The following is a 25794-nucleotide window of genomic DNA, read 5'->3' on the forward strand; positions in this document are numbered from 1 at the left end:
AGGTAGGGGTTTTGTCTTTTCTGGTGCCGACCGCTACGCTCCACTAGCAAGCGGTCCGGCACCCAGAGCCATCCCTATGGCCATCATCTCCCACAATTTAAGTCAGAGCACTAGAATAGCGTCCATTCATCTATTCAGACTTTCGATATGCCTAATCCTGTCGACTCCGAAGCGCTGGCCCATTTGCCGCTGGATAAGCTCGTGGCATGCCACGAATGCGACCTGTTGATGCGTAAGCCGGTGCTGCAGAATGACGAAAAGGCACATTGCCCGCGGTGTGGCTACGAGCTATATGCTCATCGTCACAACGTGGTCAATCGCAGCCTTGCGTTGGTGTTGACGGCCTTGCTGCTCTATGTGCCCGCCAACTTTCTGCCCATCATGCAGCTGCACTTGCTCGGTCAGACGTCGGACGACACTGTCTGGAGTGGTGTGCTGGGCCTGTACAACTCGAATATGCGCGGCGTGGCAGTCGTCGTGTTCCTATGCAGCATGGCGATCCCATTGCTCAAGCTTCTCTGCCAATTACTGGTTCTGTTGAGCATTCGCCTAGATATCGGACGAAGTTACGGATTGCTCTTCTATCGTATTTATCACCACCTGCGTGACTGGGGCATGCTCGAGGTCTACTTCATGGGGGTGCTGGTTGCCATCGTCAAACTGGTCGATCTCGCGGAACTGACCATAGGCCTGGGGCTGTTTTGTTTCATCAGTTTGTTATTGGTCCAGGTATGGCTGGAGGTGGTGATGTCACCACATCAGATCTGGAGTGCGTTGTCGGGGGAGGATGAGCATGCGGGCGATTGATGCAGGCATCCTGGTCTGTAATGAGTGTCATGAGCTGAACCGGCAGGCATCTGGCAGTGAGGCGCAGTCCTGTACCCGTTGTGGCGCCATCGTGCATGCACGGCGCCCCAACAGTATCGTGCGCACTTGGGCGCTTCTGATCACCGCGTCCATTCTCTATATTCCCGCCAACGTGTTGCCGATCATGACAGTCAGCGCGTTGGGGCAGGGCAGCCCAGACACGATCATGTCTGGAGTCATCACCCTGCTCAAGCACGGCATGTTGCCTATCGCTGCCGTGGTGTTCATTGCCAGTATTCTGGTGCCCACCTTCAAGCTGGTGGGTATCGGGCTGTTGTTGTATTCGGTGCAACGTCACCAGCCGCTGTCGGCGCGTCAGCGGATCCTGATGTACCGCTTCATCGAGTTCATTGGCCGCTGGTCCATGCTGGATATCTTCGTCATCGCCATCTTGGTGGCGGTGGTGAATTTCGGCCGTATTGCCAGCGTCGAAGCCAACTTGGGCGCCGTCGCCTTCGCCTCTGTGGTGATACTGACGATGCTTGCAGCTTTAACTTTCGATCCCCGACTGATTTGGGATAACACGGAGTCGGATAACGACCATGAGTGACATGCCTACGGCTAAAACCCGCCCAGCTTCGAACTGGTCGGCGATATGGATTTTGCCGCTGATTGCCTTGCTGATAGGTGGCTGGCTGGCTTGGCAGGCCTATCGTGATTCAGGGGTAGATATCCAGGTTCGTTTCCTGTCCGGTGAAGGCATCGTCGCCAACAAGACCGAAGTCATCTACAAGGGCATGTCCGTCGGCAAGGTGAAGGCCTTGGTGCTCGATGCCAAAGGAAGCAATACGGGTGTCATCGCCACCATCGAGATGAGGAAGGAGGCCGAGCCGCATCTGACCACCGGGACGCGCTTCTGGCTGGTGAAGCCGAGCGTCAGCCTGGCAGGGATCACAGGGCTGGAAACTCTGGTTTCAGGTAACTACATTGCCGTCAGCCCCGGTGAGGGGGAGAAGACCAAGCGCTTTACCGCCCTCTCCGAGGCACCGCCGTTGTCCGATAGCGAGCCGGGCCTGCACCTGACCCTTAAGGCCGATCGTCTGGGCTCGCTCAATCGCGACAGCCCTATTTTCTACAAGCAGATCCAGGTCGGCCGGGTGAAGAGCTACCGCCTTTCCGAAGACCAGGACACGGTAGAGATCAAGGTGTTCATTGAGCCGGCCTACGCGAATCTAGTGCGCAAGCACACACGATTCTGGAATGCCAGTGGCATCAGTATCGATGCGGATCTATCGGGTGTGAAGGTGCGCAGTGAATCCTTGGCCAGCATTGTCGCCGGGGGCATCGCCTTTGCCACTCCCGAATACCGCAAGGACAGCCCTCCCACCGACCCCAGCCTGCCTTTCCGTCTGTACGAGGACTTCGACGCTGCTCAGGCGGGTATCCGTATCAAGGTCAAGCTGACCGACTACGAAGGCCTGCAGGCTGGGCGTACCCCTGTCATGTACAAAGGTATCCAGGTGGGGTCGTTGAAGACGATGAAGATCGCGGACGACCTGACCAGCGCCACGGCCGAGTTGACACTCGACCCGCTGGCCGAAGACTACCTGGTCGAAGGAACGCAGTTCTGGGTGGTCAAGCCTTCCATTTCGCTGGCCGGTATCACGGGCCTGGAGGCCTTGGTCAAAGGCAACTATATCGCCATACGTCCAGGCGAGAAGGGCGCCAAGCCACAGCGCGAGTTCGAGGCGCGCCCGAAGGCGCCACCGTTGGACCTGAAAGCGCCAGGCCTGCACATGGTGCTGTTTGCCGATAACCTGGGCTCGCTGGAAGTCGGAAGCCCGGTGATGTATCGCCAGGTCAAGGTCGGTAGCGTGCAAAGCTACCAGTTTGCTCGCAACAGCAAGCGCATCCTGATTGGCGTGCATATCGAGAAAGAGTACGCCCATCTGGTCAACGGCTCCTCGCGCTTCTGGAATGCCAGTGGCATCACCTTGTCTGGCGATCTTTCGGGGATCAAGGTCAAGAGTGAATCGCTGCAGACGCTCATGGCAGGTGGTGTGGCATTCGATACGCCAAAGGCTGATGTGCCTTTGAAACGGCGCATTCCCCGCTTCCGCCTGCACGACAATCAGGAGGCCGCGGATCGTGCAGGTACCCTGATCACCATTCGTGTAGATCGCGCCGATGGCCTTAAGCCAGGCACGCCTATCCGCTTCCGCGGCCTGGATGTGGGGAGTGTGGAAAGCGTCGACCTGACGTCCGACCTGCAGGCTGTGCTGCTGCGGGCGCGCATCACCGGAGCCCAGGACCGCATCGCCCGGGTTGGTACCCAGTTCTGGGTGGTCAAGCCGGCCTTTGGCCTAGTGCGTACCGAAAACCTCGATACCCTGGTTGGCGGGCTCTACCTTGAAGTGCTGCCAGCGTTGAAGTCCAAGGGGCCGCAGCGCGACTTTATCGCCTTGCCCGAGGCGCCCGAGCTGACCGAGGCGGAGGTCGGCTTGCCGCTGACCCTCAGTGCACCGCGTCGTGGATCCATCAAGCCCGGCGTGCCGGTGACCTATCGTGAGGTGACAGTGGGCAAGGTGACGGGCTTCGAGCTGGGGCAGACCGCTGATCGTGTCCTTATCCACATCCTTATCGAGCCTCGCTACGCGGCCTTGGTGCGTGGTGGGAGCCGGTTCTGGAATAGCAGCGGCTTTGGGTTCGACTGGGGCCTGTTCAAGGGCGCCACGGTTCGCACCGAGTCCTTGGAGACGCTTATCGATGGCGGCATTGCCTTCGCGACGCCCGATGGCGACAAGATGGGCAATCCAGCCCGGCCGCAACAGACCTTCGCCCTGTTCGACAAGCCTGAGGATGAATGGCTGCTGTGGGCGCCGAAGATCCAGATCGGCAAATAGTACGTGCAAAAGGGGCCCCAGTGCGGCCCTGTCACCATGCAAGGCTTGGCGCGTTGCGTGGTGACGGGGTCTCACTGCGGCCCCTTTTCATTGGCTCAAATCGCAGGCAATAAAAAACCGACCCTAGGGTCGGTTTTTCGACAAGCGCATCGCTTAGGCAGCTGCAGCTTCTTTCAGCGCCTTGATGTGGCCATTCAGACGGCCTTTGTGGCGAGCAGCCTTGTTCTTGTGGATGATGCCTTTGTCGGCCATACGGTCGATAACAGGCACAGCCAGGGTGTAGGCGGCTTGCGCTTTTTCGGCGTCTTTTGCGTCGATGGCCTTGACTACATTCTTGATGTAGGTGCGGACCATGGAACGCAGGCTGGCGTTGTGGCTGCGACGCTTCTCAGCCTGTTTTGCACGTTTCTTGGCGGAAGGTGAGTTGGCCACCGTCGAGCTCCTCGAAAGACTTTAGGTAAATAGCAAACAAAATAGGCCGCGAATCATGCCGATCAGTCGAACGGTTGTCAAGGCCACCTTGAGGGTTCCGCCGAGCGGTTCGCGAGCGTGAAGGAATGATTCCTTTCTGCGCAGCGACCTGTAAACTCGGGAGTTTTGGCTTCCCCTTCAACGGCGCGGAAGTATCGCACATTCGGGCGCTTTCTGGCAGCGCCCTCCGTCTCTGGCGTGAAATTTTTCCATGAACCTGCTCAAATCCCTGGCCGCCGTCAGTTCCATCACCATGATCTCCCGGATACTCGGGTTCATACGCGACACCATCCTGGCGCGGGTTTTCGGCGCCGGTATCGCGACCGATGCCTTTTTCATCGCCTTCAAGCTGCCCAACCTGCTGCGCCGGATCTTCGCCGAAGGTGCGTTCTCGCAGGCGTTCGTGCCGATCCTGGCGGAGTACAAGACTCAGCAGGGGGAGGAAGCCACCCGCACGTTCATTGCCTACGTCAGCGGCCTGCTGACCCTGGCACTGGCTCTGGTCACCGTCCTGGGAATTCTCGCCGCGCCCTGGGTGGTCTGGGTGACCGCTCCGGGCTTCGTCGACAGTGCCGAAAAATACGAGCTCACCACCGCCCTGCTGCGGGTGACATTTCCTTATATATTGCTGATCTCGCTTTCCTCGCTGGCCGGGGCGATCCTCAATACCTGGAACCGTTTTTCGGTGCCGGCCTTCACCCCGACGCTGTTGAACGTCGCCATGATCGCCTTCGCCGTGCTGCTCACCCCGTATTTCGATCCACCCATCATGGCCTTGGCCTGGGGTGTGCTTGCCGGGGGGCTGGCGCAGCTGCTGTACCAACTGCCGGCATTGAAGAAGATCGGTATGCTCGTGCTGCCGCGGCTGAACCTGCGCGACACTGGCGTCTGGCGTGTGCTCAAGCAGATGCTGCCGGCGATCCTCGGGGTGTCCGTCAGCCAAATCTCGCTGATCATCAACACAATCTTCGCCTCCTTCCTGGTGGCCGGTTCGGTGTCCTGGATGTACTACGCCGACCGCCTCATGGAGTTGCCCTCCGGCGTGCTGGGCGTGGCGCTGGGCACCATCTTGCTGCCGACCCTGGCCAAGACCTACGCCAATCGTGACCGGCACGAGTATTCGCGGATTCTCGATTGGGGGCTGCGTCTGTGCTTCTTGCTGGTGCTGCCTTGCACCTTGGCCCTGGGCATTCTCGCCGAGCCGCTGACCGTCGCGCTATTCCAGTACGGCAAGTTCACTGCGTTCGATGCTGCCATGACCCAGCGCGCCCTGATCGCCTATTCGGTCGGCCTGCTCGCGCTGATTCTCGTCAAGGTGCTGGCCCCGGGCTTCTATGCGCAGCAGAATATCCGTACGCCGGTGAAGATCGCGATCTTCACCTTGGTCTGCACCCAACTGCTCAACCTGGCCCTGATCGGTCCGTTGCAGCATGCGGGCCTTGCCCTGGCGATCAGTCTTGGGGCTTGCCTGAATGCCGGTTTACTGTACTGGAAGCTGCGCAGCCAGCAGTTGTTCCAGCCGCAGCCGGGCTGGGCGATGTTTCTGTGCAAGCTGGTACTGGCGGTGGGCCTGATGTCCGGTGTGCTGCTGGCTGGCATGCATTACATGCCAGCCTGGGAGCAGGGCGGGATGCCTGAGCGATTCCTGCGTCTAGGGGCATTGATCTTCGCGGGTGTGGTGACCTACTTCGGTTGCCTGTTCCTGTGCGGGTTCCGGCCTCGGCATTTTGCCCGCAAGGCCTTGCACTAAGGCCGATGTCGGGTCAGACGTCGGTTTTTCGCATTCCACGTCACCCCCTGGCGCTGCTGCCTGTCACCGGCGCCCGGGTGTGGTTATAATCGGCCACTTTATGAGCAAGAAGCGCGTTATGCAGCTGGTTCGAGGTCTTCACAACCTGCGCCCCGAGCACCGGGGCTGTGTCGCCACCATTGGCAACTTCGACGGGGTTCACCGTGGCCACCAGGCAATCCTGGCGCGCCTGCGCGAGCGTGGGCAGGCGCTTGACCTGCCGACCTGCGTGGTCATCTTCGAGCCCCAGCCACGTGAATACTTCGCCCCCGATACCGCACCCGCTCGCCTGGCCCGGCTGCGCGACAAGGTCGAACTGCTGGCTGGCGAGGGTATCGATCGGGTCCTGTGCCTGGCCTTCAACCAGCGCCTGAGCCAGCTCAGCGCCCAAGAGTTCGTCAAGGCAATCCTGGTCGACGGCCTGGGTGTGCGCCACCTCGAAGTGGGTGATGATTTCCGCTTCGGCTGCGACCGCGCCGGCGACTTCGCCTTCCTGGTCGAGGCCGGGAATCAATACGGTTTCAGCGTGGAGGCGGCCAACACCGTTATCCAGGACGGACTGCGGGTGAGCAGCACCGAGGTGCGCAAGGCGTTGGCCCAAGCCGATTTCGAGCTGGCCGCGCACCTGCTGGGCCGCCCCTACCGTATCACCGGCCGGGTGTTGCACGGTCAAAAGCTGGCGCGCCAGCTCGGCACACCCACCGCCAATATCCAGCTCAAGCGCCGCCGTGTGCCGCTGAGCGGCGTCTACCTGACCAGCGCCGAGATCGACGGCAAGGTCTGGGCAGGTGTCGCCAACATCGGGGTTCGTCCCACCGTCGCCGGTGATGGCCGTCCCCACCTGGAGATTCATCTTTTGGATTTCGCCGGCGATCTGTATGGCCGGCGCCTGACGGTGGAGTTCCACCAGAAGCTGCGCGAGGAGCAGCGTTTCGCCTCCCTGGAGGCGCTGAAGTCGGCGATCGACGCGGACATCGCCGCCGCACGTGCCCATTGGCACGCTCAACCGCTAACGAAGAGCCTGAAATGACCGACTACAAAGCCACGCTTAACCTTCCGGACACCGCCTTCCCGATGAAGGCCGGCCTGCCTCAGCGCGAACCGCAGATCCTGCAGCGCTGGGACAGCATTGGCCTGTACCAGAAGCTGCGCGAAATTGGCAAGGATCGTCCGAAGTTCGTCCTGCACGACGGCCCGCCCTATGCCAACGGCAAGATTCATATCGGTCATGCGCTGAACAAGATCCTCAAGGACATGATCGTCCGTTCCAAGACCCTGTCGGGCTTCGATGCGCCCTACGTACCGGGCTGGGACTGCCACGGCCTGCCGATCGAGCACAAGGTCGAGGTCACCCACGGCAAGCACCTGACCGCAGACCGCACCCGCGAACTGTGCCGTGAGTACGCCGCCGAGCAGATCGAAGGCCAGAAGACCGAGTTCATCCGCCTGGGTGTGCTGGGCGACTGGGACAACCCCTACAAGACCATGAACTTTGCCAACGAGGCTGGTGAAATCCGTGCCCTGGCCGAGATGGTCAAGCAAGGTTTCGTGTTCAAGGGCCTCAAGCCTGTGAACTGGTGTTTCGACTGCGGATCGGCCCTGGCCGAGGCCGAAGTCGAGTATGCCGACAAGAAATCCCAGACCATCGACGTGGCCTTCCCGGTCGCTGATGCCGACAAGCTGGCTGCCGCCTTCGGCCTGGCGAGCCTCGCCAAGTCCGCCGCCATCGTCATCTGGACCACCACCCCCTGGACCATCCCGGCCAACCAGGCGCTGAATATCCACCCGGAGTTCAACTACGCCCTGGTCGACACTGGCGAGCGTCTGCTGGTGCTGGCCGAGGAACTGGTCGAGTCCTGCCTCAAGCGCTACAACCTGGAAGGTTCGGTGATCGCCACCGCACCGGGTTCGGCACTTGAATTGATCAATTTCCGTCACCCGTTCTACGACCGTCTGTCGCCGATCTACCTGGCCGACTACGTCGAGCTGGGCGCCGGTACCGGCGTGGTGCACTCCTCGCCAGCCTACGGTGAAGACGACTTCGTCACCTGCAAGCGCTATGGCATGGTCAACGAAGACATCCTCACCCCGGTGCAGAGCAACGGCGTGTATGTCGAGTCGCTGCCGTTCTTCGGTGGCCAGTTCATCTGGAAGGCCAACCCGGCCATCGTCGACAAGCTGAGCGAAGTCGGCGCGCTGATGCACACCGAGACCATCAGCCACAGCTACATGCACTGCTGGCGTCACAAGACCCCGCTGATCTACCGCGCCACCGCCCAGTGGTTCGTCGGCATGGACAAGCAGCCCACCACCGGCGAGCCGCTGCGTGAGCGTGCCCTCAAGGCCATCGAAGACACCAAGTTCGTGCCGTCCTGGGGCCAGGCCCGCCTGCACGCGATGATCGCCAATCGCCCTGACTGGTGCATCTCGCGTCAACGCAACTGGGGCGTGCCGATTCCGTTCTTCCTCGACAAGCAGACCGGCGAGCTGCACCCGCGCACCGTCGAGCTGATGGAAGAAGTGGCCAAGCGCGTCGAGAAGGAAGGCATCGAGGCGTGGTTCAAGCTGGACGCCGTCGAATTGCTCGGTGACGAAGCTGGCCAGTACGACAAGATCTCCGACACCCTGGACGTCTGGTTCGACTCCGGCACCACCCACTGGCATGTGCTGCGTGGTTCCCACGATATCGGCCATTCGACCGGCCCGCGCGCCGACCTGTATCTGGAAGGCTCCGACCAGCACCGTGGCTGGTTCCACTCTTCCTTGCTGACCGGCTGCGCCATCGACAACCATGCACCATACCGCGAGCTGCTGACCCACGGCTTCACTGTGGACGAGAGCGGCCGCAAGATGTCCAAGTCACTGGGCAACACCATCGAGCCACAGAAGGTCAACGACACCCTGGGTGCCGACATCCTGCGCCTGTGGGTTTCGGCTACCGACTATTCCGGCGAAATGGCGGTCTCTGAGCAGATCCTGCAGCGTAGCGCCGACGCCTACCGTCGTATCCGTAACACCGCGCGCTTCCTGCTCTCCAACCTGTCCGGCTTCGATCCGGCCCGTGACCTGCTGCCGGCCGACGACATGCTGGCGCTGGACCGCTGGGCCGTCGACCGCACCTTGCTGCTGCAGCGCGAACTCGAAGAGCACTACAGCGAGTACCGTTTCTGGAACGTCTACTCCAAGGTGCACAACTTCTGCGTTCAGGAGCTGGGCGGCTTCTACCTCGACATCATCAAGGACCGCCAGTACACCACCGGCGCCAACAGTGTCGCCCGACGCTCCTGCCAGACCGCGCTGTACCACATCAGCGAGGCCCTGGTGCGCTGGATCGCCCCGATCCTGGCGTTCACCGCCGACGAGATCTGGCAGTACCTGCCAGGCGAGCGCAACGAGTCGGTCATGCTCAACACTTGGTACCAGGGGCTGTCCGAGCTGCCGGAAGGCTTCGAGCTGGATCGCGCCTACTGGGATCGCGTCATGGCGGTCAAGGCAGCGGTCAACAAGGAGCTGGAGAACCAGCGCGCGGCCAAGGCCATCGGTGGCAACCTGCAGGCTGAAGTCACCCTGTTCGCCGAGGAAGGCCTGAGCGCCGACCTGGCCAAGCTGGGCGATGAACTGCGCTTCGTGCTTATCACTTCCGCCGCCAGCGTGGTGCCGTTCGTCCAGGCGCCGGCCGATGCCGTGACAACCGAAGTCGAAGGCCTCAAGCTGAAAGTCGTCAAGTCCGGCCATGCCAAGTGCGGCCGTTGCTGGCACTTCCGCGCCGACGTCGGCAGCCACCCGGAGCATCCGGAAATCTGCGGCCGCTGCGTAGACAACCTCAGCGGTTCCGGCGAGGTGCGCCACTATGCCTAATCCTGCAGCGGGGCGCTTCGGGCGCCTTGCCTGGCTCTGGCTGAGCCTGGTGGTCCTGGTCCTTGACCAGGCCACCAAGGTCTATTTCGAGGGTGCCCTTAAGCTGTACCAGCAGATCGTGGTCATCCCCGACTACTTCAGCTGGACCCTGGCCTACAACACCGGTGCTGCATTCAGCTTCCTGGCCGACAGCTCCGGCTGGCAGCGCTGGCTGTTCGCCCTGATCGCCGTGGTGGTCAGTGCGGTGCTGGTGGTCTGGCTCAAGCGCCTGGGGCGCAACGATACCTGGCTGGCCGTGGCCTTGGCGCTGGTGCTCGGCGGTGCGCTGGGCAACCTGTACGACCGCATTGTGCTGGGCCACGTGGTCGACTTCATCCTGGTGCACTGGCAGAACCGTTGGTATTTCCCGGCCTTCAACCTGGCCGACAGCGCTATCACCGTTGGTGCGGTGATGCTGGCGCTGGATATGTTCAAGAGCAAGAAGTCCGGAGAGCCTGTCCATGACTGAAACCCGTATCGGTCAGAACACTGAAGTCACCCTGCACTTCGCGCTGCACCTGGAAAACGGCGACACCGTCGACAGCACGTTCGACAAGGCACCGGCCACCTTCAAGGTGGGCGACGGTAATCTGCTGCCAGGCTTTGAAACCGCGCTGTTCGGCTTCAAGGCCGGTGACAAGCGTACGCTGACCATCGTCCCTGAGAACGCCTTCGGCCAGCCGAACCCGCAGAACGTACAGGTCATGCCGCGCTCGCAATTCGTTGACATGGAGTTGTCCGAAGGCTTGCTGGTGATCTTCAACGACGCCGCCAACGCCGAGCTGCCTGGCGTGGTCAAGGCGTTCGACGACGACCAGGTGACCATCGATTTCAATCACCCACTGGCTGGCAAGACCCTGACTTTCGAGGTGGAGATCCTCGAGGTCAAGGCCCTGTAAGCCTGGAGCCGAGCATGCAAATCAAACTCGCCAACCCTCGCGGATTCTGCGCGGGGGTCGACCGGGCGATCGAGATCGTCAACCGCGCCCTGGAAGTCTTCGGCCCGCCGATCTATGTGCGTCATGAAGTGGTGCACAACAAGTTCGTGGTCGAGGACCTGCGCAACCGCGGGGCCATCTTCGTCGAAGAGCTCGACCAGGTGCCGGACGACGTCATCGTCATCTTCAGCGCCCATGGTGTTTCCCAGGCCGTGCGCCAGGAAGCGGCCGGCCGAGGGCTGAAGGTGTTCGATGCCACCTGCCCGCTGGTGACCAAGGTTCACATCGAAGTGGCCAAGTACAGTCGCGATGGCAAGGAATGCATTCTCATCGGCCATGCCGGGCATCCGGAAGTCGAGGGCACCATGGGCCAGTACGACGCCAGCAATGGCGGCGCGATCTACCTGGTCGAGGATGAGGACGATGTCGCCAACCTTCAGGTTCGCGATCCCGAGCACCTGGCCTTCGTGACCCAGACGACCCTGTCGATGGATGACACCAGCCGTGTCATCGACGCCCTGCGTGCGCGCTTCCCGAACATCGGTGGCCCGCGCAAGGACGACATCTGCTATGCCACGCAAAACCGTCAGGACGCCGTCAAGCAGCTCGCCGATGAGTGTGACGTGGTGCTGGTGGTCGGCAGCCCCAACAGTTCCAACTCCAACCGCCTTCGCGAGCTGGCCGAGCGCATGGGGACCCCGGCGTACCTCATCGACGGTGCCGAGGACCTGCAGCAAGGCTGGTTCGAGGGCGTGGCCCGCATCGGCATCACCGCTGGCGCCTCGGCCCCCGAAGTGCTGGTGCGTGGCGTGATCGAGCAGCTGCGTGCCTGGGGCGCCACCGGCGCTGAAGAGCTCGATGGTCGGGAAGAGAACATCACCTTCTCCATGCCCAAGGAACTGCGGGTTCGCTCGCTGATCTGATCAGGCGCCTGCGCACCGTGACGAGTCTCTCGTTCCGGTGCGCAGGTCGACCCTGCCGCTGGGTGCCAGCACCACCCAATACCGGCTCGTTTGCTCCGTGCGTGGGCAAATCTCCAACGTAGCCCCGAGAAACCCGCGATTGCCCCGCAGCGGAACGCCCAGCCCGCTGAATGTCACCTCGTTGTCCACATTGCTGGCGATCTCGAGCCTGCGCGCGAGCCGTTGCTCGTGCAGTAATTGCCCGTTGTGTGCCAGGTGTGTACGCCAGCCCAGACCCCAGTCCCCCTCCAGCGCTTGTACCTGTACCGCTTGCTGCTGTAGCACGGCATGGCTGCGTGCGCTACGCAGTGCTTGCGCCAAATAGCGGGCCGCGGCGGCTTGGTGCAGGTCGTGACTGAGATTGGCGTAGGCCGGCAATCCAACCTGTGCCAGAAGGCTGATCAGCGCCAAGGCGCACATCATTTGTATCAGTGTTGCTCCACGTTGCTGCACCGTGCATTTCTCCCAGGACGTGCTTCGCTGTAGCTTCGAGGCCGACGGACAGGGCGTCCAGTCGGCAGATTTGGAGAGCAAGAGCAGGAAAATTCCCAGGAGGGGAGGATGCAAGCGAGGGAGCGCGGCATAACGCTGCTGGAAGTGCTGTTGACGATGACTGTGTTGGCGCTGGGGTTGTTCGCTGCCGCGGCTCAACAATTGCGCGGGTTGCAGATAAGTGACGAGACGCGGCGTGACAGCCAGGCGGTCTATTTGGCTCAAGGGTTGTTGGAGCGCGGCAGGGCGGTCGGTGTCCTGCCGGAGGCCGAGCGGGCGGATTGGCAAGGCCGGATTCGCCAGCTGCTGGGTGCTTCGGCGCAAGGTCGGGCGACGGGCGCCGGTGAAACCTGGTCGTTGGAAATTCACAGGTCAGGCCAGGCGCTCATCAGCTTGCAGGGCAGGGTATCGCCATGAGGCATACCCAGTCAGGCTACGGGTTGCTCGAGGCCTTGCTGGCGCTGACGATCGGGCTGGTAGTGCTGGGGGCGGCGAGCCACGTGTTCGTGTCCACCTATCAGGCTTGGCAAGCGCAGGCCGCCACGGCACGGCTGCAGGATGACGCCCGGCTGGCGTTGCATCGCATGGCTCAGGACATCCGTTCGGCCGGGATGTTGGGCTGCCTGCGTCACGACGCCATCACCTTCGACAGTCCGGCGGCGGCCGCCGCCTTCGCCCAGCCTGTGCGCATCGCCCGAGCCGGGGGCGGACGCCTGGAGAGCCTGAACCTGGTCGGTGAACAATTACCCGGTACCGGGCGACAAGCGGACTGGGTACTGCTGACCGATTGCCTGAGCTGGGCGCAGGTCAATAACCCACGCGACGCCAATGCGCGATCCGATGCGCTGCTGTTCCCGCTTCAGCGCGTCGCCTACCAACTGCAGGGCAATGACTTGCGACTGGTGCGTGGCAACCAGTCCCAGACGCTGATCGACCAGGTGCGTGATCTGCGCGCCACGCTGGTGCCGACACAAGAGGGCGGGCACGTCGATGTGCAGCTCACGTTGTTCGATCCGCGCCACCAGGTAGAGCTGCGGCATGAGATGAGTGTGGCCCTGCGCAACCGGTTGCCCGAGTCATGAGGCGCCAACGGGGTATCGTCCTTCTGACCGGACTGCTACTGAGTCTGCTCTTGGGGCTGCTGGCGGCATCGGCGCTGCACGACGCCCTGCGGCTGGCGCGCTCGACTGCTCAACTGCTGGTCAGTGCCCAAGCACTGGAGCAGGCCGAGGCAACCTTGCTGGAGGGACGTGACCGCTTGCTGCGAGCGCCGCCAGGGCCCTGCGCGCCGCCCTGTGCGCCGCCCGCCGAAGCCCATGATGTGCGGGGCGGGGAGGCGGTATGGCAGCGAGCGGAGCAGGGTTTTTTCTTGCTGCAGAACCTGGGTGAAAGCACTCGGGCGGTACATGTCCCCGAAGACATCCCTGTGCGTCTGTTCAGGGTCACGGCGGTGAGCCAGCACCTGACCGCGCGGCATGTGCTGGAAGCAATCTACGCCGTTGAGACAGGGCAAAAGACGCGCGCCCAGCGCATCGTGTGGCGCCAACGATTGAGGGAACAGTGACATGCAGCGAGGCCTTGGCCTGATCGAATTGTTGATTGTGCTGGCGGTGACCGGCATTCTGGCAGCCATTGCCTACCCCAGTTACAGCGACCAGCTCAGGCGTGCCGCGCGAAGCGAAGTGATTGGGCTGCTGCAGGACGCAGCCCTGCGTCTGGAACGCCACAGAGCGCGTACTGGACAGTACGCCGATCCTGACCCTCAGGTACCGCCTTTGCCTGTCGGCACACGCTATTACCGCTTGCTGGCGCAACGTGACGAAGACAGCTTCATGCTGCTCGCCAGGCGCCTGCCCGATGGCATGATGGTTGACGATCGTTGTGGCGACTTCCAGCTCGATCAGACTGGAGTGCGTGGCAATCCGGGTGCCGGCATGCCGGCCGAAGATTGCTGGGGGCGTTGAAGGCCCGGTTTTAATTCAGGTAGTGGATCGACAGATGAGCAAGCAAGTAGTGGTTGTCGGTGGTGGGGTGATCGGGCTGCTGACGGCGTTCAACCTGGCGCCGAAGGTCGACCAGGTGGTGGTATGCGATCAGGGTGAGGTGGGGCGCGAGTCGTCCTGGGCCGGCGGTGGTATCGTCTCGCCGCTTTACCCCTGGCGCTACAGCCCGGCGGTAACCGCCCTGGCGCACTGGTCGCAGGACTTCTATCCACAACTGGGTGAGCGCCTGTTCGCCTCTACCGGCATCGATCCGCAAGTGCATACCACCGGCCTGTACTGGCTGGACCTGGACGACGAAGCCGAAGCCCTGGACTGGGCTCAGCGCGAGCAGCGGCCGTTGAGCGCTGTGGATATCTCGGCGGCATACGATGCAGTACCGGTGCTTGGCCCTGGCTTCAAACGCGCCATCTACATGGCGGGGGTGGCCAATGTGCGTAACCCGCGCTTGGTGAAGTCACTCAAGGCTGCATTGCTGGCGATGCCCAATGTGACCCTGCGCGAGCATTGCTCGGTCAGCGGGTTCTGCCAGGAAGGTGGCCGCATCACTGGCGTACACACTGCCGAGGGCGTGCTGGTGGCGGACGAGGTGGTGCTCAGTGCCGGTGCCTGGAGTGGCGACCTGCTGCGTACACTGGGGGTGGAACTGCCGGTGGAGCCAGTGAAGGGGCAGATGATCCTGTTCAAGTGCGCCGAAGACTTCTTGCCGAGCATGGTCCTGGCCAAAGGGCGCTATGCCATTCCGCGTCGTGACGGGCACATCCTGGTGGGCAGTACCCTCGAGCACGCCGGATACGACAAGACTCCCACCAACGAGGCGCTGGAAAGCCTCAAGGCTTCGGCGGTGGAGCTATTGCCGGCCTTGGCGAATGCCGAAGTGGTAGCACATTGGGCTGGCCTGCGCCCTGGCTCGCCGGAAGGGATTCCCTATATCGGGCCAGTGCCGGGGCACGAAGGGCTGTGGTTGAACTGTGGGCATTACCGCAATGGGCTGGTGCTGGCGCCCGCATCGTGCCAGCTGTTCACCGACCTGTTGACCGGCGGTCAGCCGATCATCGATCCGGTGCCTTATGCGCCAGGTGCGCGTCTGGTTTGACTTCGCAGCTCCCGCAGGATCTGTGGGAGCGCGTTTACCCGCGAATAGGTCGGCGCCAGCACGAGGCAGTTGTTCCGACAGCCAACGATCGACCTCAGCGCTGTTGCCCTGGCCCTTGCTCCAGATGAGCCTGGCTGCAATACCAGTCATTGCCCTGTCGCAATGCGCGATCGTTGGGCAGGTGCACGCCACAGTGGGCGCAGCGCACCATCTTCAGCGGGTCATCGAGCTTGGGCTCGGAGGAAGACTGCTGGCTGGCGTTGAATTTGCGCCACAGCCAGAACGCAGCGCCGATCACGGCGATCCAGAAAAGTAGACGAACCATGGTGTCCAGTTTGTCGAGAGGAAAGACCGACAGTCTAGGGCGCAGCCAATAAAAAAGGGAGGCCTTGGGCCTCCCTTTCTGTTGCGCGTGATATCAGTCGAACAGACCAAAGGTCATGTAGCTGAACCACGAGCGGTCTTTTTCGGCTTCTTTCGGGCCTTCCGGCAGGATCGGGTTGCCGTCCTCGTCCTTGGGCAGCAGCTCTTCAGGCATCTCCGAGCGTGCATCCTGGAACTGCTTGACCACGTCCTGGTTGGCGCGGGTTTCGCCCGGCGGCAGCGGGGTCTCGGTTTCGATCAGGCCCAGGGTGGCCTTGGACAGCCAGGAGCGGTTGTCGGCTTCTTCCTGCTTGGGCTGGAACTGACCGTCGACCAGGCTCGGGTGGTCCGGGTAGTTGAGCTTGAGGGTTTCCAGGCTGGTGGCAGCCAGTTCGTCCAGGTGCAGGCGCTGGTAGGCCTCGACCATCACGGCCAGGCCGTCGCCCACCGATGGGGTTTCCTGGAAGTTCTCGACCACGTAGCGGCCACGGTTGGCGGCGGCCACATAAGCCTGACGGCTCAGGTAGTAGTCGGCGACGTGAATTTCGTAGGAAGCCAGCAGGTTGCGCAGGTAGATCATGCGCTGCTTGGCGTCCGGCGAGTAGCGGCTGTTGGGGAAGCGGCTGGTCAGCTGGGCGAACTCGTTGTAGGAGTCGCGGGCGGCACCTGGGTCACGCTTGGTCATGTCCAGTGGCAGGAAGCGCGCCAGCAGGCCGCGGTCTTGGTCGAACGAGGTCAGGCCCTTGAGGTAATAGGCATAATCGACGTTCGGGTGCTGCGGGTGCAGGCGGATGAAGCGCTCGGCGGCGGATTTGGCAGCCTCCGGCTCGGCATTCTTGTAGTTGGCGTAGATCAGTTCCAGCTGTGCCTGGTCGGCGTAGCGGCCGAACGGGTAGCGCGATTCCAGGGCCTTGAGCTTGTTCACGGCGCTGGTATAGCTGTGGTTGTCCAGGTCGGCCTGCGCCTGCTGGTACAGCTCGGCCTCGCTGAGGTTCTCGTCGACGACTTCCTTGTTGGAGGAACAGGCAGCGGTGAGCCCGAGAATGGCGATCAGCAGCAGGTGTTTCACTTGCATGGCGGCTTGCGTCCCTTTGACGGCCGCTGTCTTGGGCGGTGCCGTCCTGTTATGATGAGCGCCCCCGGCCAAACCCGGGGCAAAAGAAGCCGTATTTAACCACAAGCGTGCAGCTGAAACCAAAGGCTGTGCGCCCGCCGAATCGAGCATGTCCGAGATCATTCAACTTAGCGCAGAGGTCCCGTCCGAACTGGGGGGCCAACGCCTCGACCAAGTCGCCGCCCAACTCTTCTCCGAGTACTCGCGCTCGCGCCTGTCCTCGTGGATCAAGGACGGCCGCCTGACGGTCGACGGCGCGGTACTGCGCCCGCGCGATATCGTCCACAGCGGCTCCGTCCTGGCCCTCGACGCCGAGCAGGAAGCCCAGGGTGAATGGGTGGCCCAGGACATCGAGCTGGATATCGTCTACGAAGACGACCAGATCCTGGTGATCAACAAGCCTGCCGGGCTGGTGGTCCACCCGGCGGCGGGCCATGCCGACGGCACCCTGCTCAATGCCTTGCTGCACCACGTGCCGGACATCATCAACGTGCCGCGTGCCGGTATCGTGCATCGCCTGGACAAAGACACCACCGGCCTGATGGTGGTGGCCAAGACCCTGCAGGCCCAGACCAACCTGGTCGACCAGCTGCAAAAGCGCTCGGTCAGCCGCATCTACGAGTGCATCGTGGTCGGCGTGGTCACCGCCGGTGGCAAGATCGACGCGCCTATCGGCCGTCACGGCGGCATGCGCCAGCGCATGGCGGTGACCGACGGCGGCAAGCCAGCGGTCAGCCACTATCGCGTACTCAAGCGCTTCCGCTCGCACACTCATGTGCGGGTCAAACTCGAAACCGGCCGTACCCACCAGATCCGCGTGCACATGGCCCATGTGGGCTTCCCGCTGGTCGGCGACCAGACCTACGGCGGGCGCTTCCGCATTCCACCGGCAGCCAGCGTGGCCATGGTCGAGGCAGTCAAGCACTTCCCGCGCCAGGCCTTGCATGCGCGCTTCCTGGCGTTGGACCACCCGACCACCGGCGAACGCATGGAATGGGCTTCGCCGTTGCCGGATGATTTCGTCTGGTTGCTGTCGCTGCTCGCCCAGGACCGTGAGAGCTTCATCGGATGAGCGGCCTGACGCAGTCGCTGCTGTTCCCCGACTGGCCGGCCCCGGCCTCGGTGCACGCCTGCGTCACCACCCGCGAGGGCGGCGTCAGCCTGCCGCCCTACGAGTCCTTCAACCTGGGTGACCACGTGGGTGACGACCCGGTTGCGGTCGCCGAGAATCGCCGCCGCCTGAGCGACGCCTTCGGCATCCGGCCGGCCTGGCTCAAGCAGGTGCATGGCCTGGTTGTGGCCGATGCCGACCCAGCGGTGGTGGCCGAGGCCGACGCCAGTTTCACCGACCAGCCCGGCATCGCCTGCACGGTGATGACCGCCGACTGCCTGCCGGCCCTGTTCTGCGACCGTGCCGGTACCCGCGTGGCGGCCGCTCATGCGGGCTGGCGCGGGTTGGCTGGCGGTGTGCTGGAAGCCACGCTCGATCGCCTCGGTGTCCCTGCCGACGAGGTGTTGGTATGGCTGGGCCCGGCCATAGGGCCACAGGCGTTCGAGGTGGGGCTGGAAGTGCGCGATGCTTTTACCGCCGTGCACCCCGAGTCTGCTGCAGCCTTCGTCGACGGTGAGCGCCCGGGCAAACTGATGGCCGATATCTACCAGCTGGCGCGTATCCGCCTGGCGGCCCGTGGGGTCACCGCTGTGTATGGTGGTGGTTTCTGCACGGTCAACGACCCTCGCTTCTTCTCTTATCGACGCACGCCGCAGGGTGGGCGTTTCGCTTCGTTGGTCTGGCTGCGGCCTTGATGCCCTAGGGGCCGCTTCGCGCCTCATCCCAGACCCGCCAGCGCCTACAGTCTTGCGAATACCTTGTAGAAGCCTGCCCGGGCGCGCAAAGCGCTCTTGGTCAGATCCGCACTGCTGACCTATGTCAACCCCGCTAAGCTTGAAAAACCCAGAATCAGCCTTATCTATTGGTCATCTCAGGCAGGTTCTTCATTACAGGTGCTATCCATCGCTCCGCCTGCCCTTATAGGAAGGTATCCCCATGCGAATAGACCGTTTGACCAGCAAGCTGCAACTGGCGTTATCCGATTCCCAATCCCTGGCCGTGGGCATGGATCATCCGGCCATTGAACCTTTGCACTTGATGCAGGCGCTGATCGATCAGCAAGGCGGGTCCATCAAGCCGCTGCTGATGCAGGTCGGCTTTGACATCAATGGCCTGCGTCAGGCTCTGGCCAAAGAGCTGGACCAACTGCCGAAAATCCAGAATCCCACGGGCGATGTGAACATGTCCCAGGACCTGGCGCGCCTGCTCAACCAGGCCGACCGCCTGGCCCAGCAGAAGGGCGACCAGTTCATTTCCAGCGAGCTTGTGTTGCTCGCCGCCATGGACGAGAACAGCAAGCTTGGCAAACTCCTGCTTAGCCAGGGCGTGAGCAAGAAGGCGCTGGAAAACGCCATCAACAACCTGCGCGGCGGTGCGGCGGTCAACGACCCCAATGCCGAGGAGTCGCGCCAGGCTCTGGACAAGTACACCGTCGACCTGACCAAGCGCGCCGAGGAAGGCAAGCTCGACCCGGTGATTGGCCGTGACGATGAGATCCGCCGTACCGTGCAGGTCCTGCAGCGTCGTACCAAGAACAACCCCGTGCTCATCGGTGAGCCTGGCGTGGGCAAGACCGCCATCGCCGAAGGCCTGGCCCAGCGCATCATCAACGGCGAAGTGCCCGATGGCCTCAAGGGCAAGCGCCTGCTCGCCCTGGACATGGGCGCGCTGATCGCTGGCGCGAAGTATCGCGGTGAGTTCGAAGAACGCCTCAAAGCGTTGCTCAACGAATTGTCGAAGCAGGAAGGCCAGATCATCCTGTTCATCGACGAACTGCACACCATGGTCGGCGCCGGTAAAGGCGAGGGCGCCATGGACGCCGGCAACATGCTCAAGCCGGCTCTGGCCCGTGGTGAGCTGCACTGTGTAGGCGCAACCACGCTCAACGAGTATCGCCAGTTCATCGAAAAAGACGCAGCGCTCGAGCGCCGCTTCCAGAAGGTGCTGGTCGAGGAACCGAGCGAGGAAGACACCATCGCCATCCTGCGTGGCCTGAAGGAGCGCTACGAAGTGCACCACAAGGTGGCCATCACCGACGGCGCCATCATCGCCGCGGCCAAGCTCAGCCACCGCTACATCACCGACCGTCAGTTGCCGGACAAAGCTATCGACCTGATCGACGAAGCGGCCAGCCGCATCCGCATGGAGATCGACTCCAAGCCAGAAGTGCTCGACCGCCTCGACCGTCGCTTGATCCAGCTGAAGGTGGAGTCCCAGGCGCTCAAGAAAGAAGAAGACGAGGCCGCGAAAAAACGTCTCGAGAAGCTGACCGAGGAAATCGAGCGTCTGGAGCGCGAGTACTCCGATCTGGAAGAAATCTGGGCCTCGGAAAAAGCCGAGGTGCAGGGCTCCGCGCAGATCCAGCAAAAGATCGAGCAGGCCCGCCAGGAGCTCGAAGCTGCCCGCCGCAAGGGTGACCTGAGTCGCATGGCCGAGCTGCAGTACGGGATCATTCCTGATCTTGAGCGCAGCCTGCAGATGGTCGACCAGCACGGCAAGACCGAGAACCAGTTGCTGCGCAACAAGGTGACTGAAGAAGAAATCGCCGAAGTGGTCTCCAAGTGGACCGGCATCCCGGTGGCCAAGATGCTCGAAGGCGAGCGTGAGAAGCTGCTGAAGATGGAAGAGTTGCTGCACCAGCGCGTGATCGGCCAGAACGAAGCCGTCACCGCCGTGGCCAACGCCGTACGTCGCTCCCGGGCCGGTCTCGCCGACCCTAACCGTCCAAGCGGCTCTTTCCTGTTCCTCGGCCCGACCGGTGTGGGCAAGACAGAGTTGTGCAAGGCGCTGGCCGAGTTCCTCTTCGATACCGAGGAGGCCATGGTACGGATCGACATGTCCGAGTTCATGGAGAAGCACTCCGTGGCTCGCCTGATCGGCGCTCCACCCGGATACGTCGGTTACGAGGAGGGCGGTTACCTGACCGAGGCTGTGCGTCGCAAGCCGTATTCTGTGGTGCTGCTGGACGAAGTGGAGAAGGCTCACCCGGACGTGTTCAACGTGCTGTTGCAGGTACTTGAAGATGGCCGCTTGACCGACAGCCATGGCCGTACCGTGGACTTCCGCAACACGGTGATCGTGATGACCTCCAACCTGGGTTCGGCGCAGATCCAGGAACTGGCCGGTGACCGTGAGGCGCAACGTGCGGCGGTGATGGACGCGGTGAGTTCGCACTTCCGTCCGGAGTTCATCAACCGGATCGACGAAGTGGTGGTGTTCGAGCCGCTGGGCCGCGAGCAGATCGCCGGTATCACCGAGATCCAGCTTGGCCGCCTGCGCAGCCGTCTGGCCGAGCGCGAGCTGTCGCTGAGCCTGAGCCCGGAGGCCTTGGACAAACTGATCGCAGTCGGTTACGACCCGGTGTATGGCGCACGGCCACTCAAGCGTGCGATTCAGCGCTGGATCGAAAACCCGCTGGCGCAGTTGATCCTCGGTGGGCAGTTCCTGCCTGGCGCGGCGATCACCGCCAAGGTCGAAGGCGACGAAATCGTCTTTGCCTGAGCCCGGCAATCAAGAAAGAGCCCCGCCTTGGCGGGGCTTTTTCGTTTCGGCTTTGCGGCGTTGGGCCTGTCGATGCAGTTGCCCGGTAACGCAAACCCCTGATTTTTCTGGGCCCGATCTAACTAGCTGAATATTTTGAAAAAAATGCTTGCACAGAAAATCGAGTGCCCCTAATATACGCCCCGCTGTCAGGCACTACACAGATCACCGGCGGTACAAGGGATCTGAAAACAATTTGCAAATCAGTAACTTGAAAGCAAATTGGGGGTTGACAAGCAAAACGAAGAATGTAGAATAGCCGGCCTCAGCAGCGACAACGCTGAAGAGTTCGAAGCTAACACAGGCTTCGAAGTTGTACGAAGTTCAGTTCCGCGATAGCTCAGTCGGTAGAGCAAATGACTGTTAATCATTGGGTCCCTGGTTCGAGTCCAGGTCGCGGAGCCAATTTCGGGGTGTAGCGCAGTCCGGTAGCGCGCCTGCTTTGGGAGCAGGATGTCAGGAGTTCGAATCCCCTCACCCCGACCATTTTCAGGGTCGTTAGCTCAGTTGGTAGAGCAGTTGGCTTTTAACCAATTGGTCGTAGGTTCGAATCCTACACGACCCACCATATAAAAAGGGCATCTCGAATGAGATGCCCTTTTTCTTTTGCCTCGAATTTATCCAAACTTGTCACTGCCCAGCCTGTGGAAGCGGGTTCACCCGCGAAAGCGATGGTGGATTCACTCCTGTGCTTGCGGATAAATCCGCTCCCACGCGTCACGACGGCACCCGTCAGCGCCGCGTCATAAGATTTCGGGAGTACCGGACAATGAAGCACAAAAAAAGCACCTTCCGGTGCCTTGATGTGTATCGCCGCCGCTTGGGGGAGCGGGTTTGCCTGCGAAAGCGATAGCCGATTCACTATCGTACTCGCGGACAACCCCATTCCTCCAAGCGAGGGCTGGCCTGTCAGTGCAGTTTCAGGCGCGGCTCAGTACCCCGGCCAATCTTGCTTCCCAGCATCATCAGTGCCGTGCGGAAGAACCCGTACAACGCCATCTGGTGCATCCGGTACAGCGACACATAGAACATCCGCGCCAACCAGCCCTCCAGCTTCACGCTGCCCATCAGGTTGCCCATCAGGTTGCCCACCGCCGAGAAGCGCGACAGCGAAACCAGCGAGCCGTAGTCTTTGTATTCATAAGTCGGCAGCGGCTTGTTCTCAAGCCGAGCCTTGAGGCTCTGGGCAAGCATCGAAGCCTGCTGATGCGCGGCCTGGGCCCGTGGCGGCACGTTGCGGTCGCTGCCGGGTTGCGGGCAGGCGGCGCAGTCACCGAAGGCGAAGATGTTGTCGTCGCGGGTGGTCTGTAGGGTCGGGCGCACCACCAGCTGGTTGATGCGGTTGGTTTCCAGGCCATCAATGTCCTTGAGGAAGCCTGGCGCACGGATACCGGCCGCCCATACCTTGAGGCTCGCCTGGATCACTTCGCCGGAGGCCGTCTTCAGACCATCCTCGGTCACTTCGCTGACCGCCGCGTTGGTCATCACTTTCACCCCGAGTTTTTCCAGGGTCTTGTGCACCGGCACGCTGATGCGCTCAGGCAGGGCAGGCAACACGCGTGGGCCTGCCTCGATCAGCGTGATGTGCATGTCCTTGGGCTGGATGCGGTCCAGGCCGTAGGCCGCCAGTTCGTGGGCCGCGTGGTGCAGTTCGGCCGCCAGTTCCACACCGGTGGCGCCGGCGCCGACGATGGCCACGCTGATCTTCTCGCTGGCCACATCACCGGCATGGGCGCGCAGGTAGTGATTGAGCAGTTGCTGATGGAAGCGCTCGGCCTGCTTGCGGGTATCCAAGAACAGGCAATGCTGCGCTGCACCGAGTGTGCCGAAGTCGTTGGTATTGCTGCCCACTGCGATGACCAGGGTGTCGTAGCCCAGGGTGCGCGCAGGCAGCAGTTCGCGACCTTCTTCATCGAGGGTTGCGGCCAGTTGGATCTGCTTGGTCTCACGGTCCAGGCCGCTCATGCGCCCCAGCTGGAAATTGAAGTGATTCCACTTGGCCTGGGCCACGTAGTTCAGTTCGTCTTCCGAGGAGTTCAGCGAGCCGGCGGCCACTTCGTGCAGCAGGGGCTTCCAGATGTGCGTGAGGTTGGCGTCGACCAGGGTGATCTCGGCCTGCTTGCGCTTGCCCAGGCTTTTACCCAGGCGGGTCGCCAGTTCCAGGCCGCCGGCGCCGCCGCCGACAATCACGATGCGATGAGTCATGGGGATATCTCATAAGGTTTAAGGAATTCTTGGCCCCAAGGGCCGGCCGCGACAGGGGCGAGGGGAGGGCGAGCGCAACGCAGCTCATAGCACCAGTCCACTCAACAGGCGGCTAAGCAGGCCCAGGCCGATGGTCACTGCCACCACCACCACGAGGAGCAGCAAAGGCCGGAATGGCTTGCGCTCGACTCGATGCTGAGGGGCTTGCAGGTATTCATCGACACGACGCTGATCTTCTGGATTCAAGCGGCTGGTCATGGTGGGCCTCGTCAGATAGACGCTTGTGACTGCGAAAACACCACAGGGTTCTCGCAAGCACTTGATATCGAATGATAATGCTTTCTATCACTGGCGCCGAGTGTACGCCATCGCAAAGACTCTCGGCAGTGGATCAAAGACTGATACCGACATCGAAGACAATGCTGCGCCCCAGGTTCCCGCGCAGAAAATCCGGTGCGTCGGGGTGGGCGAACAGCACCCGGGCGAACGTCGGTCCCACCAGCGACAGCGAGCGCCACCCCTGGCGCAGGTACTCGGTGGGCGGCGGGAAGTGGCTGTTGAGGTCCAGCACCTCGCGCTTGAGGCTGGCGAAGGCGATGATGTCCAGCTCGCTCAGGTCCAGCCCGCGTTCCCGATAGTTGTGCGCCTTCTTGCGCAGCGTCGGGGCCAGGCGCCCGAGCAGCTCCTGGGCGCTGATCCGCCTTGGCCGCGCCTCGCGACGCACCAGCTGGCTCAGGGAAAACGCACTGCGCCGGCGTTGCAGCTCCTCGCGCCATTCGTCATTGAGCCGACGCCCTTCATCGAGTACGAAGAACACCTCGAAGGCGGCATCACGAAACAGCACGTCAGGCGGCTCCTGGCCCGCCGGTGTGAAGTCCTCGCTGCGATAAGCGATGTTCAAGCCTTGCAACAGGCGCTGGCACACCCAACGCTCTCGTTCCCATTTACGGGCGTTGGAGAGAAAGGCATTGGCTTGTTCGGCCTGGATGGTGAGCAGGCGCAGGTAGTCTGAGTCATCCATGGGAACAAGCTTAGTCGCTAATCCATGACGGTAAGATGCTGTTTGTGCGCAGGAATCCGTTGGCCGAACGATAGCCTTGGCAATCGGGTGTAGACTCGGCGTATCCGCGACCGTCCGAAGGAGCGAACCGGTGATCAGTGCGCAGGTCCTGTCCACCACCAGCCTGACCCTGGGTTGGCTCGGCTATGTGCCTCTGTTGGTATGGGCCCTGAGCCGCACGCGTTGGGTCGAGTTGTTCAGTGACAGCCGCCGCCAGCATTTGCTGTTTGGCACGGTCTTCGGCTTGTTCGTGCTGTGGTTGGTCCGGCGGGACTTCGACACAGGCGTCTCCTACCACTTCATCGGCATGACTGCGGTGACCCTGCTGCTGGACTGGCCGCTGGCGATTCTCGGCGGTTTCCTCGCCCAACTCGGATTGCTGGCGCTGGGCCGTCAGGACCCGGCCGCCTTGGGCGTCAACGGCCTGTTGATCATCGGCCTGCCGGTGCTGGTCACGGAAGTGTGCGCGATCCTGGTCGAGCGCGCCCAGCCGCGTAACCTGTTCGTCTATATCTTCTCTGGATTTTTCGCCGCGGCGTTGTCGGCCTTGCTGTGTGTCCTGGTTGGGCTTGGCCTGCTCTGGCTGGATGGGCGTTTCGCCATGCCGGAATGGCTGTCGGACTTCATTGGCTACCTGTGGTTGATCATCTTCCCCGAGGCTTTTATCAATGGCACGGTAATCAGTGCGTTGGTCGTGTTTTGTCCGGAGTGGTTGGAGACGTTCAATCGCACGCGGTATTTACAGGCGCCTTGGAATGATGACGAGAGGCGTTGAATATTTATGCCGGTAGTCAGTTCTTGTTTGATAGTTCCAACAGCGCTTGTAGTACGTTTCCTTGTTTGATCTTTTGCCGCATTTGCGCCGTTGCGGCGTGCTTCATACGTCCCTACTCTCGATCAGCTGTTGGTGCTGAATAATTAAGGGAAATACGTATGAGGTACATGAGTGTCTGAAGCCCGGTCGTTTATCAATCTTGAAACCAAAAATTACGAATCGCTTAAATCAGAGTTGGCGCTTTCACGAAATCAACTCGCGAAATTCGATA

At 61.9% G+C, this 25794-nt stretch carries 25 protein-coding genes and 3 tRNA genes; 21 read left to right on the top strand and 7 right to left on the bottom strand.

Annotated elements, in window-relative coordinates:
* Positions 1-147: 147 nt before the first annotated feature.
* From HMPREF3173_RS02495 to HMPREF3173_RS02505, 3 genes are read left to right on the top strand one after another with little or no spacing between them, the layout of a single operon-like run.
* Positions 148-807 (top strand): paraquat-inducible protein A, encoded by a 660-nt coding sequence (locus HMPREF3173_RS02495; protein WP_070571408.1) that lies wholly within the window; start codon positions 148-150, stop codon positions 805-807.
* A complete protein-coding gene (locus tag HMPREF3173_RS02500; protein ID WP_070571421.1) occupies positions 794-1417 on the top strand; it encodes a paraquat-inducible protein A in 624 nt (207 codons plus the stop codon). Before HMPREF3173_RS02495 ends, HMPREF3173_RS02500 begins: the two co-directional genes overlap by 14 nt.
* Complete coding sequence (locus tag HMPREF3173_RS02505) at positions 1410-3710, top strand: PqiB family protein (RefSeq protein ID WP_070571409.1); 2301 nt, start codon at positions 1410-1412, stop codon at positions 3708-3710. The genes HMPREF3173_RS02500 and HMPREF3173_RS02505 overlap by 8 nt, the downstream gene beginning before the upstream one ends.
* A 153-nt stretch (positions 3711-3863) precedes the next feature.
* Here the strand turns inward: HMPREF3173_RS02505 and rpsT are convergent, their stop codons facing one another.
* Positions 3864-4142 (bottom strand): 30S ribosomal protein S20, encoded by a 279-nt coding sequence (gene rpsT, locus HMPREF3173_RS02510; RefSeq protein ID WP_010220592.1) that lies wholly within the window; start codon positions 4140-4142, stop codon positions 3864-3866.
* 250 nt (positions 4143-4392) lie between these two features.
* Between rpsT and murJ the strand changes: the two genes are divergently transcribed.
* The 6 genes from murJ (at position 4393) to ispH (ending at position 11728) form a co-directional block, all read left to right on the top strand.
* Entirely contained in the window at positions 4393-5931 is a 1539-nt protein-coding gene (gene murJ / locus HMPREF3173_RS02515) for a murein biosynthesis integral membrane protein MurJ (RefSeq protein ID WP_070571410.1), read from the top strand.
* A 118-nt stretch (positions 5932-6049) separates the two neighbouring features.
* The gene (gene ribF, locus HMPREF3173_RS02520) at positions 6050-7000 is read left to right on the top strand and encodes a bifunctional riboflavin kinase/FAD synthetase (RefSeq protein ID WP_070571411.1); all 951 of its coding nucleotides are present in this window, start codon (positions 6050-6052) and stop codon (positions 6998-7000) included.
* Positions 6997-9828 carry an isoleucine--tRNA ligase gene (ileS, locus tag HMPREF3173_RS02525; protein WP_070571412.1) on the top strand — a complete coding sequence of 944 codons (2832 nt, stop codon included), beginning with the start codon at positions 6997-6999 and terminating at the stop codon, positions 9826-9828. Before ribF ends, ileS begins: the two co-directional genes overlap by 4 nt.
* Positions 9821-10336 carry a signal peptidase II gene (gene lspA / locus HMPREF3173_RS02530; RefSeq protein WP_070093373.1) on the top strand — a complete coding sequence of 172 codons (516 nt, stop codon included), beginning with the start codon at positions 9821-9823 and terminating at the stop codon, positions 10334-10336. The genes ileS and lspA overlap by 8 nt, the downstream gene beginning before the upstream one ends.
* On the top strand, positions 10329-10766 hold the full coding sequence (gene fkpB, locus HMPREF3173_RS02535) for an FKBP-type peptidyl-prolyl cis-trans isomerase (RefSeq protein ID WP_043209672.1): 438 nt from the start codon (positions 10329-10331) through the stop codon (positions 10764-10766). Before lspA ends, fkpB begins: the two co-directional genes overlap by 8 nt.
* 14 nt (positions 10767-10780) lie before the next feature.
* The gene (ispH, locus tag HMPREF3173_RS02540; RefSeq protein ID WP_043209670.1) at positions 10781-11728 is read left to right on the top strand and encodes a 4-hydroxy-3-methylbut-2-enyl diphosphate reductase; all 948 of its coding nucleotides are present in this window, start codon (positions 10781-10783) and stop codon (positions 11726-11728) included.
* On the opposite strand, the gene HMPREF3173_RS02545 is transcribed toward ispH, so the two are convergent.
* Positions 11729-12220 carry a GspH/FimT family pseudopilin gene (locus tag HMPREF3173_RS02545; protein WP_043209669.1) on the bottom strand — a complete coding sequence of 164 codons (492 nt, stop codon included), beginning with the start codon at positions 12218-12220 and terminating at the stop codon, positions 11729-11731.
* A 108-nt stretch (positions 12221-12328) separates the two neighbouring features.
* On the opposite strand from HMPREF3173_RS02545, the gene HMPREF3173_RS25230 reads away from it, so the two are divergent.
* The 5 genes from HMPREF3173_RS25230 to thiO are packed head-to-tail and all read left to right on the top strand — an operon-like array spanning position 12329 to position 15355.
* Entirely contained in the window at positions 12329-12676 is a 348-nt protein-coding gene (locus tag HMPREF3173_RS25230; protein WP_070571413.1) for a type IV pilus modification PilV family protein, read from the top strand.
* Positions 12673-13341 (top strand): PilW family protein, encoded by a 669-nt coding sequence (locus tag HMPREF3173_RS02555; RefSeq protein ID WP_070571414.1) that lies wholly within the window; start codon positions 12673-12675, stop codon positions 13339-13341. Before HMPREF3173_RS25230 ends, HMPREF3173_RS02555 begins: the two co-directional genes overlap by 4 nt.
* The gene (locus tag HMPREF3173_RS02560; RefSeq protein ID WP_070571415.1) at positions 13338-13823 is read left to right on the top strand and encodes a hypothetical protein; all 486 of its coding nucleotides are present in this window, start codon (positions 13338-13340) and stop codon (positions 13821-13823) included. The genes HMPREF3173_RS02555 and HMPREF3173_RS02560 overlap by 4 nt, the downstream gene beginning before the upstream one ends.
* A 1-nt stretch (position 13824) precedes the next feature.
* Positions 13825-14223, top strand: a complete 399-nt coding sequence (locus tag HMPREF3173_RS02565) for a type IV pilin protein (RefSeq protein ID WP_070571416.1) — start codon at positions 13825-13827, stop codon at positions 14221-14223.
* Between the two features lie 34 nt (positions 14224-14257).
* The gene (gene thiO, locus HMPREF3173_RS02570; RefSeq protein ID WP_070571417.1) at positions 14258-15355 is read left to right on the top strand and encodes a glycine oxidase ThiO; all 1098 of its coding nucleotides are present in this window, start codon (positions 14258-14260) and stop codon (positions 15353-15355) included.
* A 94-nt stretch (positions 15356-15449) separates the two neighbouring features.
* Here thiO and HMPREF3173_RS02575 read toward each other — a convergent pair whose 3' ends face one another.
* Together HMPREF3173_RS02575 and HMPREF3173_RS02580 are read right to left on the bottom strand one after the other, a co-directional pair.
* Complete coding sequence (locus HMPREF3173_RS02575) at positions 15450-15680, bottom strand: PP0621 family protein (protein WP_070571418.1); 231 nt, start codon at positions 15678-15680, stop codon at positions 15450-15452.
* Positions 15681-15773: 93 nt separating this feature from the next.
* Positions 15774-16793, bottom strand: a complete 1020-nt coding sequence (locus HMPREF3173_RS02580) for an outer membrane protein assembly factor BamD (RefSeq protein WP_043209657.1) — start codon at positions 16791-16793, stop codon at positions 15774-15776.
* A 148-nt stretch (positions 16794-16941) separates the two neighbouring features.
* Here HMPREF3173_RS02580 and rluD point away from each other — a divergent pair, with 148 nt between their 5' ends.
* From rluD to HMPREF3173_RS02610, 6 genes are all read left to right on the top strand, one after another.
* Positions 16942-17904 (top strand): 23S rRNA pseudouridine(1911/1915/1917) synthase RluD, encoded by a 963-nt coding sequence (gene rluD / locus HMPREF3173_RS02585; protein WP_043209655.1) that lies wholly within the window; start codon positions 16942-16944, stop codon positions 17902-17904.
* Positions 17901-18638, top strand: coding sequence for a peptidoglycan editing factor PgeF (gene pgeF / locus HMPREF3173_RS02590; protein ID WP_070571419.1), 738 nt, complete (start codon positions 17901-17903; stop codon positions 18636-18638). The genes rluD and pgeF overlap by 4 nt, the downstream gene beginning before the upstream one ends.
* 241 nt (positions 18639-18879) lie before the next feature.
* Positions 18880-21444 carry an ATP-dependent chaperone ClpB gene (gene clpB, locus HMPREF3173_RS02595; RefSeq protein WP_043209651.1) on the top strand — a complete coding sequence of 855 codons (2565 nt, stop codon included), beginning with the start codon at positions 18880-18882 and terminating at the stop codon, positions 21442-21444.
* Between the two features lie 368 nt (positions 21445-21812).
* Positions 21813-21888 (top strand) — tRNA-Asn (locus HMPREF3173_RS02600).
* Between the two features lie 4 nt (positions 21889-21892).
* Positions 21893-21969: transfer RNA gene (locus tag HMPREF3173_RS02605), tRNA-Pro, on the top strand.
* Positions 21970-21975: 6 nt separating this feature from the next.
* A tRNA-Lys gene (locus tag HMPREF3173_RS02610) sits at positions 21976-22051 on the top strand.
* A 341-nt stretch (positions 22052-22392) separates the two neighbouring features.
* Here HMPREF3173_RS02610 and HMPREF3173_RS02615 read toward each other — a convergent pair.
* The 3 genes from HMPREF3173_RS02615 to HMPREF3173_RS02625 all read right to left on the bottom strand — a co-directional run bounded on the left by HMPREF3173_RS02615 (position 22393) and on the right by HMPREF3173_RS02625 (position 24709).
* On the bottom strand, positions 22393-23688 hold the full coding sequence (locus HMPREF3173_RS02615; RefSeq protein WP_043209649.1) for an NAD(P)/FAD-dependent oxidoreductase: 1296 nt from the start codon (positions 23686-23688) through the stop codon (positions 22393-22395).
* Positions 23689-23772: 84 nt separating this feature from the next.
* Positions 23773-23946, bottom strand: a complete 174-nt coding sequence (locus tag HMPREF3173_RS02620; protein WP_043209647.1) for a DUF3094 family protein — start codon at positions 23944-23946, stop codon at positions 23773-23775.
* Positions 23947-24079: 133 nt separating this feature from the next.
* Positions 24080-24709, bottom strand: coding sequence for a DUF1780 domain-containing protein (locus HMPREF3173_RS02625; RefSeq protein WP_043209644.1), 630 nt, complete (start codon positions 24707-24709; stop codon positions 24080-24082).
* A 130-nt stretch (positions 24710-24839) separates the two neighbouring features.
* Between HMPREF3173_RS02625 and HMPREF3173_RS02630 the strand changes: the two genes are divergently transcribed.
* Positions 24840-25523, top strand: a complete 684-nt coding sequence (locus tag HMPREF3173_RS02630) for an energy-coupling factor ABC transporter permease (RefSeq protein WP_070571420.1) — start codon at positions 24840-24842, stop codon at positions 25521-25523.
* Positions 25524-25794: the final 271 nt, after the last annotated feature.

It is taken from the genome of Pseudomonas sp. HMSC08G10 (genome assembly GCF_001808425.1).
GTDB lineage: Bacteria > Pseudomonadota > Gammaproteobacteria > Pseudomonadales > Pseudomonadaceae > Aquipseudomonas > Aquipseudomonas guariconensis.